The sequence below is a fragment of the Stenotrophomonas sp. STEN225 genome (assembly GCF_056756445.1).
In genome coordinates this window covers 84,956-98,307 of record NZ_JBRRBV010000001.1, presented here as the reverse complement: position 1 = coordinate 98,307, position 13,352 = coordinate 84,956, and the positions used below count along the sequence as shown (strand labels likewise).

13 protein-coding genes are annotated in these 13,352 nt (G+C 67.8%); 7 read left to right on the top strand and 6 right to left on the bottom strand.

All coding sequences use genetic code 11. The features are described from left to right. Entirely contained in the window at window positions 1-1,245 is a 1,245-nt protein-coding gene (locus ACVOJ1_RS00465; RefSeq protein ID WP_346475679.1) for a DUF418 domain-containing protein, read from the bottom strand. A 99-nt stretch (window positions 1,246-1,344) separates the two neighbouring features. Continuing rightward, window positions 1,345-1,827 (bottom strand): FKBP-type peptidyl-prolyl cis-trans isomerase, encoded by a 483-nt coding sequence (locus tag ACVOJ1_RS00460; protein WP_053516805.1) that lies wholly within the window; start codon window positions 1,825-1,827, stop codon window positions 1,345-1,347. 111 nt (window positions 1,828-1,938) lie between these two features. Here ACVOJ1_RS00460 and ACVOJ1_RS00455 point away from each other — a divergent pair, with 111 nt between their 5' ends. Both ACVOJ1_RS00455 and ACVOJ1_RS00450 read left to right on the top strand, forming a co-directional pair. After that, window positions 1,939-2,478 carry a C40 family peptidase gene (locus ACVOJ1_RS00455; RefSeq protein ID WP_053516860.1) on the top strand — a complete coding sequence of 180 codons (540 nt, stop codon included), beginning with the start codon at window positions 1,939-1,941 and terminating at the stop codon, window positions 2,476-2,478. Between the two features lie 130 nt (window positions 2,479-2,608). After that, the gene (locus tag ACVOJ1_RS00450; protein WP_053516803.1) at window positions 2,609-3,382 is read left to right on the top strand and encodes a C40 family peptidase; all 774 of its coding nucleotides are present in this window, start codon (window positions 2,609-2,611) and stop codon (window positions 3,380-3,382) included. A 182-nt stretch (window positions 3,383-3,564) separates the two neighbouring features. Here the strand turns inward: ACVOJ1_RS00450 and ACVOJ1_RS00445 are convergent, their stop codons facing one another. Then, on the bottom strand, window positions 3,565-4,899 hold the full coding sequence (locus tag ACVOJ1_RS00445) for a dicarboxylate/amino acid:cation symporter (protein ID WP_065181834.1): 1,335 nt from the start codon (window positions 4,897-4,899) through the stop codon (window positions 3,565-3,567). 154 nt (window positions 4,900-5,053) lie between these two features. On the opposite strand from ACVOJ1_RS00445, the gene ACVOJ1_RS00440 reads away from it, so the two are divergent. The 4 genes from ACVOJ1_RS00440 (at window position 5,054) to ACVOJ1_RS00425 (ending at window position 9,313) form a co-directional block, all read left to right on the top strand. Continuing rightward, entirely contained in the window at window positions 5,054-6,760 is a 1,707-nt protein-coding gene (locus ACVOJ1_RS00440; RefSeq protein ID WP_346479883.1) for an alkaline phosphatase, read from the top strand. A gap of 101 nt (window positions 6,761-6,861) precedes the next feature. Beyond that, window positions 6,862-8,148: a tRNA lysidine(34) synthetase TilS gene (gene tilS / locus ACVOJ1_RS00435; RefSeq protein ID WP_053516798.1), complete on the top strand. Its 1,287-nt coding sequence runs from the start codon at window positions 6,862-6,864 to the stop codon at window positions 8,146-8,148. Window positions 8,149-8,184: 36 nt separating this feature from the next. Then, window positions 8,185-8,445 carry an exodeoxyribonuclease VII small subunit gene (locus tag ACVOJ1_RS00430; protein ID WP_065174877.1) on the top strand — a complete coding sequence of 87 codons (261 nt, stop codon included), beginning with the start codon at window positions 8,185-8,187 and terminating at the stop codon, window positions 8,443-8,445. Continuing rightward, window positions 8,435-9,313 (top strand): polyprenyl synthetase family protein, encoded by an 879-nt coding sequence (locus tag ACVOJ1_RS00425; protein ID WP_111186398.1) that lies wholly within the window; start codon window positions 8,435-8,437, stop codon window positions 9,311-9,313. Before ACVOJ1_RS00430 ends, ACVOJ1_RS00425 begins: the two co-directional genes overlap by 11 nt. Before the next feature lie 62 nt (window positions 9,314-9,375). Here ACVOJ1_RS00425 and ACVOJ1_RS00420 read toward each other — a convergent pair whose 3' ends face one another. Together ACVOJ1_RS00420 and pmbA are read right to left on the bottom strand one after the other, a co-directional pair. After that, window positions 9,376-9,750 carry a DUF4870 domain-containing protein gene (locus tag ACVOJ1_RS00420; RefSeq protein WP_053516791.1) on the bottom strand — a complete coding sequence of 125 codons (375 nt, stop codon included), beginning with the start codon at window positions 9,748-9,750 and terminating at the stop codon, window positions 9,376-9,378. Window positions 9,751-9,837: 87 nt separating this feature from the next. Further along, a complete protein-coding gene (pmbA, locus tag ACVOJ1_RS00415; protein ID WP_065174875.1) occupies window positions 9,838-11,205 on the bottom strand; it encodes a metalloprotease PmbA in 1,368 nt (455 codons plus the stop codon). Window positions 11,206-11,272: 67 nt separating this feature from the next. Between pmbA and yjgA the strand changes: the two genes are divergently transcribed. Then, a complete protein-coding gene (gene yjgA / locus ACVOJ1_RS00410; RefSeq protein WP_346479882.1) occupies window positions 11,273-11,863 on the top strand; it encodes a ribosome biogenesis factor YjgA in 591 nt (196 codons plus the stop codon). Between the two features lie 41 nt (window positions 11,864-11,904). Here the strand turns inward: yjgA and tldD are convergent, their stop codons facing one another. Continuing rightward, on the bottom strand, window positions 11,905-13,350 hold the full coding sequence (gene tldD, locus ACVOJ1_RS00405) for a metalloprotease TldD (protein ID WP_065174873.1): 1,446 nt from the start codon (window positions 13,348-13,350) through the stop codon (window positions 11,905-11,907). Window positions 13,351-13,352: the final 2 nt, after the last annotated feature.

Sequence of the window (13,352 nt, the reverse complement as noted above, 5' to 3'; positions counted from 1 at the left end):
TCAGCCCCTTCCAGCCTCGCGGCGCATCGGCGGCCACTGGCGATAGGTCATCGCCCGCCACAGCCACTCCATCGGTCCGAAGCGGAAGCGGCGCAGCCAGGCATGGGAAAGCGCGACTTGCGCGGCGAACAGCAGCACAGCGAAGAGCAGCTGCACGCTGCGCGGCATCACGTCGAAATAGCCCAGGCCATGGTGGTAGAACACCCAGGTGCACAACAGCGACTGCCCCAGGTAGTGGGTCAGCGCCATCCGGCCGACCGGCGCCAGCCAGCCCAGCCGCGCGCGCCACTGCACGATCCAGGCGAGGTAGCCCAGGCACATCGGCAGCGCGCCGATCATCACCAGCGCCATCGCCGAGGTCACACCAAGGTCGTAGGCACCGGGTGCCAGGTAGGGTTTCCAGGCCACACCCAGCACGGTGACCAGCAGGCCCAGCGGCAAGGCGACCCAGCGCAGCGCCGCGAACAGGCGCGGATGGCGTTCCGGCGCGGCCAGCGCGCCACTGCCGGCCAGTCCACTGCCGATCAGGAACATGCCCAGTACCGCCGGGCCGGTGATCAGCAGCGCCCCCATCGACGAACCAAACTCATGCAGGCGCTGGATGCAGGCCTGGATCCAGTTGCCGTGTCCGTAGACCATGCGCTCCCGGGCGATGCTCTGCTGCGCGTCGACCAGCATCTGCTGCGCGTCCTGCGGCGTCGCCAGTGAAACCATGGCACCGAGCAGCATCATCATCGCCGCGCCACCGAGGTAGACGATGACGCCCATCCACGGCAGCCAGCTGCGCGGTGCCTCGCGGCACGCCAGCAGGGGCAGCGACGCCAGCGCGTAGAGCACCAGGATGTCGCCGGACCAGACCAGCAGCGCGTGGCACAGGCCGATCAGCATGAGCCCGGCGCTGCGGCGCAGATAGAACGGAGTGAACTCGCGGCCGGCGGTCTCGGCGCGCTGTGCCATCACTGCGAATCCGGCGCCGAACAGCAGCGAGAACAGGGTGAAGAACTTGCCCTGCACGAACACATAGACGAAGGCGTCGGCCCAGTAATCGATCCCCTGCCAACGCACGTCGATACCGGTGAATGCCAGGTCCAGCGGTCCGCTGAAGGCCTCCATGTTCATCAGCAGGATGCCCAGCAACGCGGCCCCGCGCAGTATGTCCAGCACGGCGATGCGGTCGCCGGAGGCGACCGGCTGCAGGGAAGACGAAGCGCTGTTCACAGGACATCCGGCGGGCAGGTCCTTCATTATGCAGCCCGCCTGCGCGCCGTGGACGAGCGCGCGGTGTTCCAGACATGCAACGGCCCGCCGAAGCGGGCCGTTGCTACCGTCACGATCGCAGGGCGATCAGTGCGCGTGACCGCCGTCGCCGTGAACGTGGCCGTGCTCGATCTCTTCCTTGCCGGCTTCGCGGACGTCGACGATTTCCACGTCGAAGTGCAGGTCCTTGCCGGCCATCGGATGGTTGAGATCGACGTCGACCACGCTCATGCCGACCTTCTGCACGGTCACCGCACGCGGGCCGAAGTTGGTCTGCAGCACGACCTGCTGGCCCGGCGCCAGCTTGGTATTGCCGAAGTGCTTCTTCGGCACGCGCTGGGACAGGCCTTCGCGGCGCTCGCCGTAGGCGTCGGCCGCCGTGACGTCGACACTGAAGGTGGCGCCGGCTTCCTTGTCCATCATGGCGTTTTCCAGGCCCGGGATGATGTTGCCGTGACCGATCAGGATCGCCAGCGGCTCGCCGCGGTCCTTGGACGATTCGATCGGCTCCTGGCCGACTTCGGAAACGGTGTAGTGGAAGCGGACAACGCGGTCTTTTTCGATCTTCATGCGCGACTCTGTCTGGTTCTGCCGGAGGCAGACGGGTTGGGGCGGGTTGTCGCCCGGCGGGGACGCCGCCATCATGACGGCCAATCCAAGGTGGCGCATTATCCGGAGAACATGCACATCACGCCAGTTTCGTCCGGCCCGCGCCGGCTGTCCGTGCCCGCCCTGCTGCTGGTCCTGCCCCTGCTGCTGACCGCCTGCGGCGGCGGCAAGGCCACCCGGACGGCGGCGCCCCCGCCGTCGGCGCACTGGCCGGCGACCACCCCGGACAATCCCGAGGCCGCCAATTCAGTACTGATGCGTGCCATCAGCCTGGTCGGCACGCCCTACCGTTACGGCGGCAACACCCCCGAATCGGGCTTCGACTGCAGCGGCCTGGTCGCCTATGTCTACCGCGAGATGCTGGATCTGAAGCTGCCGCGCACCTCGCGCGACCTGGCCGCCGTACAGGGCCCGAGGATCGATCCGAAGCGTCTGGCCACGGGTGACCTGGTGTTCTTCGGCAGCCGCGGCAACGTCACCCATGTCGGCATCTATGTCGGCGAGGGGCGCTTCGTGCACGCCCCCAGCACCGGCGGCACGGTGCGCCTGGACTCGCTCAGCGGGCCCTACTGGAAGGACCACTACACAGGGGCCAAACGCGTCCTTCGCTAAAATGAACAGGCGACATGTTCAAAATTGAGAAATACGTCACAGTGGAAATAACGGTTTTATAACGGAATTTTTAACTTATCAGTGCTTTTACAGGGCATGATGCCCCATCGTTTTTTTCTGTGACCGACGCGTGACGACTGACGACCTGACGTGCAAAGGCCAGACCGCCGCTTCCCCGCGTAGTGTCCGCCCTGTTCTTCTCGGCTTGGCACTGTGCCTGACCAGCCTCCCCGCCTGGTCGCAGACCGTTCCCTCACGCGCCGACGCTGCTCCGGTCCCGGCGACCGACAATGGCGTACGTGTGACGGGCAAGACCGACGCCGCGGCCCCCCAGCGCAGCCGCACCGATGCAGCCGCCAGTGCCACGCTGGCCGCCCTGCTGCCGCACCTGGCCGCCAACGACACCATTCCGCTGATGGACCGCTCGGCCATGGTCGCCGGCGATCTGAGCCGCCTGCTCGCCAACTACGACACCAGCAGCGCTGCCAATGGCAGCGTTGTCGGCAGCGCCGCCGACAATGGCAAGGTGCAGTCGCTGCTGCGGCGGGCGATGACCCTGCTCGGCACCCCCTATCGCTGGGGTGGCAGCAATCCGGACAGCGGCTTCGACTGCAGCGGCCTGGTCGGCTACGTCTTCCGTTCGGCGCTGGGCATCGAACTGCCGCGCGTCTCCCGCGAGATGGCACACGACAACAACGCCGAGCTGATCAACGACCGTGCCGCCCTGGCCGCGGGTGACCTGGTGTTCTTCGGTCGCAAGGGCCGGGTCGACCACGTCGGCATCTATGTGGGTGACGGCCGCTTCCTGCATGCCCCGAGCGCAGGCAAGGATGTCCGGGTGGACACCCTGCTCAGCGGCTACTGGGGCAACAAGTTCATGCAGGCGCGCCGCGTCGAGCTCTGACGCCGCCTTTCCAGGCACCGCCTGATAGCTGAAAGCCGCTGCCCTGCAGCGGCTTTTTCGTTGCCCGCGGAATGCCTGGGATGCGTCTTCCCTTCCCTGGCCCGGCGGGCACGCCCCCAACGAAAAGGCCCGCCAGTCCGGCGGGCCTTCATCTCTCGCATGACAGGCCGCTGCGCGGCGTCTCAGCTGCGTGGCGGCGTAGGGTCCGGGTCATCCACGCCCACGTTGCTGGAGGGATTGTCGTACACCGACTGGTCGAGCAGGCCGGTCTCCTTGGCCACCAGCACCGGCACCAGCATCTGACCGGTCACGTTGGTCATGGTGCGCATCATGTCCAGGATACGGTCGATGGCATACAGGTAACCGATGGTCTCCAGCGGCAGATTGGCGGCACTGAGCACCACGGTGGCCATGATCACGGCCGTACCCGGCACACCGGCAGTACCGAAGCTGCCCAGCACCGAGGCGATCAGCACCACCACGTACTGCTCCGGCGTCAAAGGCACGCCGCTGTACTGGGCGATGAAGACCGCGCACAACGCGGGGTAGATCGCGCCGCAGCCGTCCATCTTGATGCTCGCACCCAGTGGCACCGCGAATGCACCGTAGTCCTTGTTGACGCCCAGGTTGTGGGTGATCGAACGCAGCGCCACCGGCATCGCGGCAAAGCTGGAGGAGCTGACGAAGGCGACCTGCATGCCTGGCGCCGCGCCGCGGAAGAACTTCAGCGGGTTCAGGCCGTGCGCCAGCAGCAGCGCGCTGTAGACGACCACGATGTGCAACGCACAGGCCACGTACAGGGCCAGCACGAAATGCCCCAGCGGCAGCAGCTTTTCGAAACCGTAACTGCCCACCAGGCCGGCAATCAGGCCGAAGGTACCGATCGGGGTGACTTCCAGCACGAAGCGGGTCACCTGGATCATGATGTCGCTCATCTGGCCGACCAGCTTCCGCGCCTCGGTCACCTTCTCGCCCAGCTTGACGATGGCAAAGCCCACCAGGCCGGCGAAGAAGATCACCGGCAGGATCGAGCCCCTGCCAGCGGCCAGCACGGTCTCGCCGGCGGCATTGACCCGGGTGCCGATGCCGGACAGTGCATAGAAGACGTTGGCCGGCACCACATCCAGCAGCACCTGTACCACGCTGGGAACCTCGCGCGGTACATAGTTGCTGGCCATGGACAGCTGCAGGCCACCGGCACCGGGCTGCAGCACGGTGCCCACGCCCAGGCCCACGCACACCGCCAACGCCGCGGTAATCACGAACCACAGGAAGGTGCGGCCACTGAGCGCTGCAACCGACTTCTGGCCATGCAGTGACGAGATCGCGTTGATGACCGCGAAGAACACCAGCGGCACCGCGATCATCTTGATCAGGGTGACATACAGCTCACCGAGCGGACCGAACCACGTTTCCGCAGCGGGGCCGAGCGCCCAGCCGGCCAGCGCACCAAGCACGAAGCCGCCGACCACGCGCTGCCAGAATGGAATCCGCAGCCAGGCAGAGACCAGCGTCATAGGCAATCCAGAGGGGAAGGAAGGGATGCTGGCACGATAGCCCAAGGCGGCCCGCAGAACGACCGTCCGCCCGGCAAATCAGTGTGTCATCGGCGTGCCTTGCGAGGGCGGGCATAATGAACGTCCCGTTACAGTTTGTGAGATCCCAGCGTCCATGCGCCGTTCCGTCTCCCTGTTGGCCACGTGTGCCACCACCCTGCTGCTCGGCGCCTGCGCCAGCACCCCCCCCGCTTCCGCGCCGGCAGGCCTGAAGGTCGCCGTCGAGCCGGTTGCACACCCGGCCGGCGAGACGCCGCAATGGTGGTACCGCAGCGGCGCCGCCCAGGCCGCCGCCAATGGCGCGATGGCCGGCAAGGCCCGGAATGTCATCCTGTTCCTCGGCGACGGCATGAGCCTGACCACCGTGGCCGCTGCGCGCATCTACGAAGGCCAGAAGAAGGGCGGATCGGGTGAAGAGAACCTGCTGTCCTGGGAACGCTTCCCCGCCACCGCGTTCAGCAAGACCTACAACACCGACTCGCAGACCCCTGATTCGGCGGGCACCATGACCGCCATCACCACCGGCGTGAAGACCCACATGGGCGCGATCGGTGTCAGCGCAGGCGCCCGCACCGATTGTGCCGACAGCCTGTCCAAGGGCCTGCTCACCTGGCTGCAGCTGGCCGACAGCGCCGGCCTGGCGACCGGCATCGTGTCCACCGCGCGCCTGACCCACGCCACCCCGGCGGCCACCTACGCGCACTCGCCGGAGCGCAACTGGGAGAATGACACCGATCTGACCGAAGCGGCCAAGGCCGCCGGCTGCAAGGACATCGCCCAGCAGCTGCTGTCCACGTCGCGCTATGGCCGCGGCCCGCTGGTCGCGCTCGGCGGTGGTCGCGGTGAATTCACCACCGTGGAAGAGCGCGATCCGGAATACGACGACAAGGTCGGCCAGCGCCTGGATGGCCGCAGCCTGGTACAGGAATGGCAGCAGGCGCATCCGCAGGGTGCCTACGTGTGGAACAGCAGGCAGCTGGCCGCCGCCGCAAATGCGCCGGCCATCCTCGGCCTGTTCGAGCCGGACCACATGCGCTACGAGTACGAGCGCCCACAGGATCCGGCCGGTGAGCCGAGCCTGGCCGAGCTGACCGCTGCTGCGATCACCAATCTGTCGCGCCATCAGGAAGGTTACGTGCTGATGATCGAAGGCGCTCGCATCGACCATGCCAACCACAGCGGCAATGCCTATCGCGCACTGACCGAAACCGTGGCGATGTCCGATGCGGTGCGGGTGGCGTCGGAAATGACGTCGGCCGACGACACGCTGATCATCGTCACCGCCGACCACTCGCACACCCTGAACTTCGTCGGCTACCCCGCACGCGGCAACCCGATCCTGGGCAAGGTGAAGGACAAGGGCGGTGAGGACGGCGCCGGCAAGCTGGACTACGCGCTGGACGGCAACGGCCAGCCTTACACCACCTTGAGCTACGCCAATGGACCGGGCCACACCGGCAGCACCAACCAGCAGCCGGCGGGCAGCAAGCGCTACCCGCACAACCCGAGCAGCTTCGAGCCGGCCAAGGGGCGTCCGGACCTGCATGATGTCGACACCGAGCATCCGGACTACATGCAGGAAGCGCTGGTGCCGATGAAGTCCGAATCGCATGGTGGCGAGGACGTCGGCATCTGGGCGCGCGGTCCCGGCAGCAAGGCGATCCGCGGCACGCTGGAGCAGAACACGATCTATCACATGATCGTGCAGGCAACGCCGGCGCTGCGCGATCGCCTGTGTCAGGCGGGCACCTGCGATGACAAGGGCGTGCCGGTGCAGCTGCCGGCGCCCAAGGCCTTCGAACGCAGCGCCGACGGAAAGTAACGGCACGGCGGACGCAGTGTGCAGCCGGGCCATGCCCGGCTGCATCCCGCCCGTGAGTCGAAGGCGCGGCGCGACCCCGCCGATCACCCTACACTTCACCCGTGACTGCCTTCCCCGCCCTGGTTTCCCTCGATGCACCGCTGCTGGTCGGCTACAGCGGCGGCCTGGATTCGACCGTCCTGCTGCACTGGCTACGGCGCTGCACGCAGGCGGCCGGCGTGGGACTGCGCGCTGTACACGTACATCACGGGCTGCAGCCCGACGCCGATGCCTGGGTCCAGCATTGCCAGCAGCAGTGCGCGGCCCTGGGAATCGAACTGGTCGTACACCGCGTGCAGGTCGAGACCGGCACCGGTCTGGGCCTGGAGGGTGCAGCCCGGCAGGCGCGTCGCGCTGCTTTCGTCGCCTCTCTGCGCGACGGAGAGACGCTGGCCCTGGCCCAGCATCAGGACGATCAGGCTGAAACTTTCCTGCTGCGCGCGTTGCGCGGTTCCGGTGTTGATGGCCTGGCGGCAATGAGCGGGGACAGCATGCTCGCCGGCCACCGGCTGTGGCGGCCGCTGCTGCAGGTCCCGCGCGACGCTCTGCATGACTATGCGCGGGCCCACGATCTGCACTGGATCGAAGACCCCAGCAACGACGACGCGTATGCCGACCGCAATTTCCTGCGCCTGCAGGTGCTGCCGCTGCTGCGCCAGCGCTGGCCGCACGCCGCAGCGGCCCTGGCCGGCAGTGCCGATCATTGCGCGCGCACCCGTGGCCTTCTGCAGGAAGAGGACACCGAGCTGCTCGCGCACCTGGAAGCAGCCCCGCGCGTGCTGTCCTTGCAGCTGCTGCGGCAGGTCTCGCCGGAACGCGCCGCACGCGTCCTGCGCACCTGGGTGGCCAGCCATGGCGCGGCACCGCTGCCGGGGCGCGTGCTGCAGCAGATGCTCGAGGAAATGCTGCCCTCCGCCTGCGACCGGCAGGCGCAGGTGCGCTGGCAGGATCACGTCATCCAGCAATGGCGCGAGCATGCCTATCTGCTGCCGGCCGAGCTGCCTGCCCTGCCCCTGGACTGGCAGGAGGAGTGGGACGGCCGGGTGCCTCTGGCCTTGCCAGATGGCGGCCAGCTGCGCCTGCTGGGCGCCGCGATGTTCCAGCAGCCGATGCAGGTGCGTGCACGGCGTGGCGGCGAGCGCATCGTGCTGCCGGGACGCAGCCACGCACATGCCTTGAAGGACTGCCTGCAGCGTGAACATCTGGCCCCCTGGCGGCGCGCGCAGCTGCCGCTGCTGTTTGCTGACGGCAACCTGCTGGCCGCCGCCGATGTGGTGATCGCCGCACCGCTGCAGGCCTGGCTGCACGCTCACGACGCCCAGCTGCGGTGGCAGCCGGGTGGCTGGTGAATTGACCCCTGCGCGCGTGCCGTCCACACTTGCCGCATGGCCAAGAAGTCCCCCGAAAACGCCTCCCCTGTTGCCCAGTTCGAGCAGTCGCTCGAATCGCTGGAGCAGCTGGTGGAGCAGATGGAAACCGGCGAGCTGAGCCTGGAAGCGTCGCTCAGTGCTTACGAACGTGGCGTGGGCCTGTACCGCCAGTGCCAGCAGGCGCTGGAGCAGGCCGAACTGCGCGTCCGGCTGCTCAGCGATCCGGCACAGCCCGATACGGCAGAACCCTTCGATCCGCCCAGCCATGACGGCTGAGGCGGCGTTCGCGCGCTGGCGCGACCGGATCGAAAGCCTGCTCGATGCCGCCCTGCCCTCGCCGGCCGATGCACCGCAGCGGCTGCACCAGGCCATGCGCCATTCCGTCCTCGGCGGTGGCAAGCGCATGCGTCCGCTGCTGGTCTATGCCACTGGCCAGTTGTTCGGCGCTCAACCGGAAAGGCTCGACGCGGCCGCGATGGCGGTGGAACTGATCCATGCCTATTCGCTGGTGCACGACGACCTGCCGGCGATGGACGACGATGCACTGCGCCGTGGCAAACCCACCACCCACATCGCCTTCGACGAAGCCACCGCGATCCTGGCCGGCGACGCCCTGCAGACCCGCGCCTTCAGCCTGCTGGCCGAGGCACCACTGCCGGCAACACTGCGCGTGGACTGCCTGCAGGCGCTGGCACACGCCTCCGGTGCCGCCGGCATGTGCGGCGGCCAGGCGCTGGATATCGATGCCACCGGACAGCGGCAGTCGCTGGCCGCGCTGACCCGGATGCATGCGCTCAAGACCGGCGCGCTGATCCGTGCCGCGGTACGTATGGGCGCATTGTGCGGCGATGCGCCGGAGCCGCAGCGGGTGCAGCTGGACGCATTCGCCGATGCACTCGGCCTGGCGTTCCAGGTCCGCGATGACATCCTCGATGTCGAAGCCAGCTCCGAGCAGCTGGGCAAGACGGCAGGCAAGGACCAGGCGCAGGACAAGAGTACCTTCCCCGCCCTGCTCGGCATGGAGGGAGCGAAGGCGCAGCTGCGCGAGCTGGCGGCCCGCATGCAGGCTGCTCTGGCGGGCTACCACGAAGAGGCCGATGCGCTGCGCGCGCTGGCCAGGCTTGCGGTGGAGCGCGATCACTGACGTGGTGCGCAACGAAAACGCCCGGCAATGCCGGGCGTTTTCATGTCCGCATGCAGCCGGTCTTACTTGATCAGGCGCAATGCGAACGGGTAGCGATAGGCTTCGCCGTTGTTGGCCTTGACCGCGGCAATGATGCAGAACACCAGGCTGACCAGTCCGACGATCGGCATCAGGATCGCGCCGATGACCACGATGGTCAGGATGATGCAGACCACCATCGCGATGGCCACGGTGATCTGGAAGTTCAGCGCTTCCTTGGCCTGGTCGGTGACGAAGGACTTGCCGGCGTCGTCCTTGTTGATCAGCCAGATGATCAGCGCGCCGATGAAGCCGGTGAAGATGCCCAGCAGGTGCGCGGCCAGGGCCATGGTGCGCTGGTCTGCCGGGACATCGGCGGTGACCGGCGGCGGCGGCGGGACGTTATCGAATTCACTCACGACAAAACTCCTTTTCATTGGGTGGTCTTGACCCACCGGCATCAGGCCGGTTGCGTCAGGCGGCCATAGCTTACGCCATCGACGCCATCAATCATTACCGGCGATGGTCATCCGCCCCACCAGGATCGAACCGGTCCGGATGTGCGAGCGCGGATCGACATCGCTGCCCACCGCTTCGATCGCCATGAACATCTCGCGCAGGTTGCCGGCAATGGTGATGCCGTCCACCGGGTACTGGATCTCCCCGTTCTCGACACGGAAGCCACCGGCCCCCCGCGAGTAGTCACCGGTCACACCATTGACCCCCTGCCCCATCAGCTCGGTCACCAGCAGGCCGCTGCCCATCTGCCGGGCGATGTCTTCCAGCGGCCCGGCGTTGGCCGCCAGCTGCAGGTTGTGCACGCCGCCGGCATTGGCCGTGGTCTGCAGGCCCAGCTTGCGGGCCGAGTAACTGCCCAGTACGTAGCGCTGCAGCACGCCATCGCGGACCAGTGCCGACGCGCGGGTCGCCACGCCATCGCCGTCGAAGGCGGCCGAGCGCAGGCCGCGGCGCAGGTGCGGCAGCTCGTCGATCTGCATCCAGTCCGGGAACAGTCGCTGCCCGGCGCTGTCCAGCAGGAAGCTGGCCTGGCGGTAAAGCGCGCCACCGGACACGGCCGACAGCAGATGGCCCACCAGACTGCGCGCCACTTCCGGGGCGAACAGCACCGGCATGCTGCCCGTAGCCAGCGAGCGCGGTTGCAGGCGGGCGACGGTACGCGCGGCGGCCTGGCGGCCGACCTGGGCCGGATCTTCCAGGTCCTGCCTGGCCAGCGCACTGGTGTACCAGCCGTCGCGCTGCATGCCATCGCCCTGGCCGGCGATCAGCGCACAACCGATCGAATGGTGGGTGCCGCGCTCACGGCCAATGAAACCGTGCGAATTGGCGTACACCGACAGGCTCTGCGAGGTGGACACCGCCGCGCCATCGGAGTTGCGGATCTGCGCGTCGGCCTCGCGCCCGGCGGCCTCGCAGGCCAGCGCCAGGTCCACCGCCTCGTCGGCCTGCAGGGCCCAGGGATGCCAGCCGTCCAGGTCGGGAAAGTCCTTGGCCATCAGGCCGGCATCGGCCAGTCCGGCGGCCGGATCATCCTCGGTGTGGCGGGCGATCGCGCAGGCCTGCTCCACGGTGGCCGACAGGCTGGCCTCGTTCAGGTCGCCGGTGCTGGCGCTGCCCTTGCGCTGGCCGAAGTACACGGTCACGGCAATGCCGCGGTCGCGGGTGGACTGTACGGTTTCCACTTCGCCCAGGCGCACATTGACCTCCAGGCCGCGGTCCTCGCTGCAGCTGACCTCGGCTTGGCTGGCCCCCAGCGCACGGGCACGCTCGAGCAGCTGCTGGGAAAGGTCGGCCAGCCGTTCCAGGCGGGCCGGGCTGTCGTCGCCGACAACCACTTCAGGGGCGATCACGTTCAATGCTTTATCCTGTACAGGTTGGGCCCGGCATCACGCCGGGCGACTTTTTTGAAAGCAGGTGTGGACGATGCGCGGACGCGACGAAGAAACCGGTGAATTCCTTGACAAGAGCCGCAAGCAGAAGCGCGGCGAAGCCCTGGAAGTCCTGGCCCTGGGTGAGAAGCTGGTGTCGCTGACCCCGGCCCAGCTGGCGCGCCTGCCGATTCCGGAGGATCTGCTGCCGCATATCGCCGAGTGCAAGCGCATCACGGCCCACATCGCCCACAAGCGGCAGCTGGCGTTCCTGGCCAAGCACATGCGCCGCGAGGAAGACGAAACCCTGGAGGCGATCCGCAATGCGCTGGACGCCAACAGCGAAACCTCGCGCCGCGAAGTGGCGATGATGCACCGCGTGGAAGACTGGCGCGAGCGCCTGCTGGACGACGGCGACAAGGCGCTGGCCGCGCTGCTGGACGAGTATCCGCAGGCGGATCGCCAGCAGCTGCGCACGCTGGTGCGCAACGCCCAGGCCGAGAAGGCGAAGAACAAGCCGCCGCGCGCCTACCGCGAGATCTACCAGGTGCTGCGCGGGCTGATGCTGCCGGCCGCGCTTGGCCTGAAGGTCGCCACCGACGACGACACCGGCGCCGATCTGGACGACGCGACCGACGAGGACTGAGTCCCCGCCGGCCGGGGCGCTGGCCGGGGCCCTTGCCATGTTCAGGCCTGGGTGCCGCCGACGGTCAGGCCCTCGATCAGCAGCGAGGGCTGGCCGACACCCACCGGCACGCTCTGCCCGTCCTTGCCGCAGATGCCCACGCCCTCGTCCAGGGCCAGGTCGTTGCCGACCATGCGCACCTTCTGCATGGTTTCCGGGCCGTTGCCGATCAGGGTCGCGCCCTTCACCGGCGTGGTGATGCGGCCATCCTCGATCAGATAGGCCTCGGTGGCCGAGAACACATACTTGCCACTGGTGATGTCGACCTGGCCACCGCCGAAGTTGACCGCGTACAGCCCCTTCTTCACCGAGCGGATCATCTCCTGCGGATCGTGCTGGCCGGCGCGCATGTAGGTATTGGTCATCCGCGGCATGGTCAGGTGCGCGAACGACTCGCGGCGCGCATTGCCGGTCGGTGCCATGCCCATCAGCCGTGCATTGAGGCTGTCCTGCATGTAGCCGACCAGGATGCCGTCCTCGATCAAGGTCGTGCACTGGGTCGGATGGCCTTCATCATCGACGTTCAGCGAGCCACGACGACCGTCCAGGGTGCCGTCATCGACGATGGTCACCCCCGGGGCCGCCACGCGCTCGCCGATGCGACCGGCATAGACGCTGGTGCCCTTGCGGTTGAAGTCGCCCTCCAGCCCATGGCCGACCGCTTCATGCAGCAGCACGCCAGGCCAGCCCGGGCCGAGCACCACCGGCATCACACCGGCCGGCGCCGGCACCGCGTCCAGGTTCACCAGCGCCTGGCGCAGCGCCTCGCGGGCGAACGCTTCCGGCCGGCCATCGGCGAACAGTTCTTCGTAGCCATAACGGCCACCACCGCCGGCATAGCCGGACTCGCGGCGACCGTTCTGCTCGACGATCACCTGCACGTTCAAGCGCACCAGGGGGCGGACGTCGGCACCCAGAACGCCGTCGCTGCGCGCGATGAGCACGGTGTCAACGCCACCGGACAGGCTGACCATCACCTGCTTCACCCGCGGATCGGCGGCACGCAGATAGCCATCCAGGCGCTTGAGCACTTCAACCTTGGCCTCGTTGCCGAGCCCATCGATCGGATCCAGCGCCGGATACAGCGCGCGTGCATTGCCGCGCAGCAGCGAGCGGCCCGCCTGGGCACCGCCCTCGCGCGAAATCGCGCGTGCCGACTGCGCCGCCGCCAGCAGCGCATCGGCATGGATGTCATCGGAATAGGCGAAGCCGGTTTTCTCGCCGGCAATGGCACGCACACCGACCCCCTGCTCGATGGAGTGGGCACCGTCCTTGACGATGCCGTCTTCCACGCTCCAGCTCTCACGCCGGGCGTGCTGGAAATAGAGGTCGCCGAAATCCACACCGGGGCCGAGCAGCTGGCCGAAGGTGCGCTCCAGTCCAGCGGTATCCAGGCCGCCGGGGCGCAGCAGGCGGTCTTGGGCAAGCGTCAGGGCGATATCAGTCATGG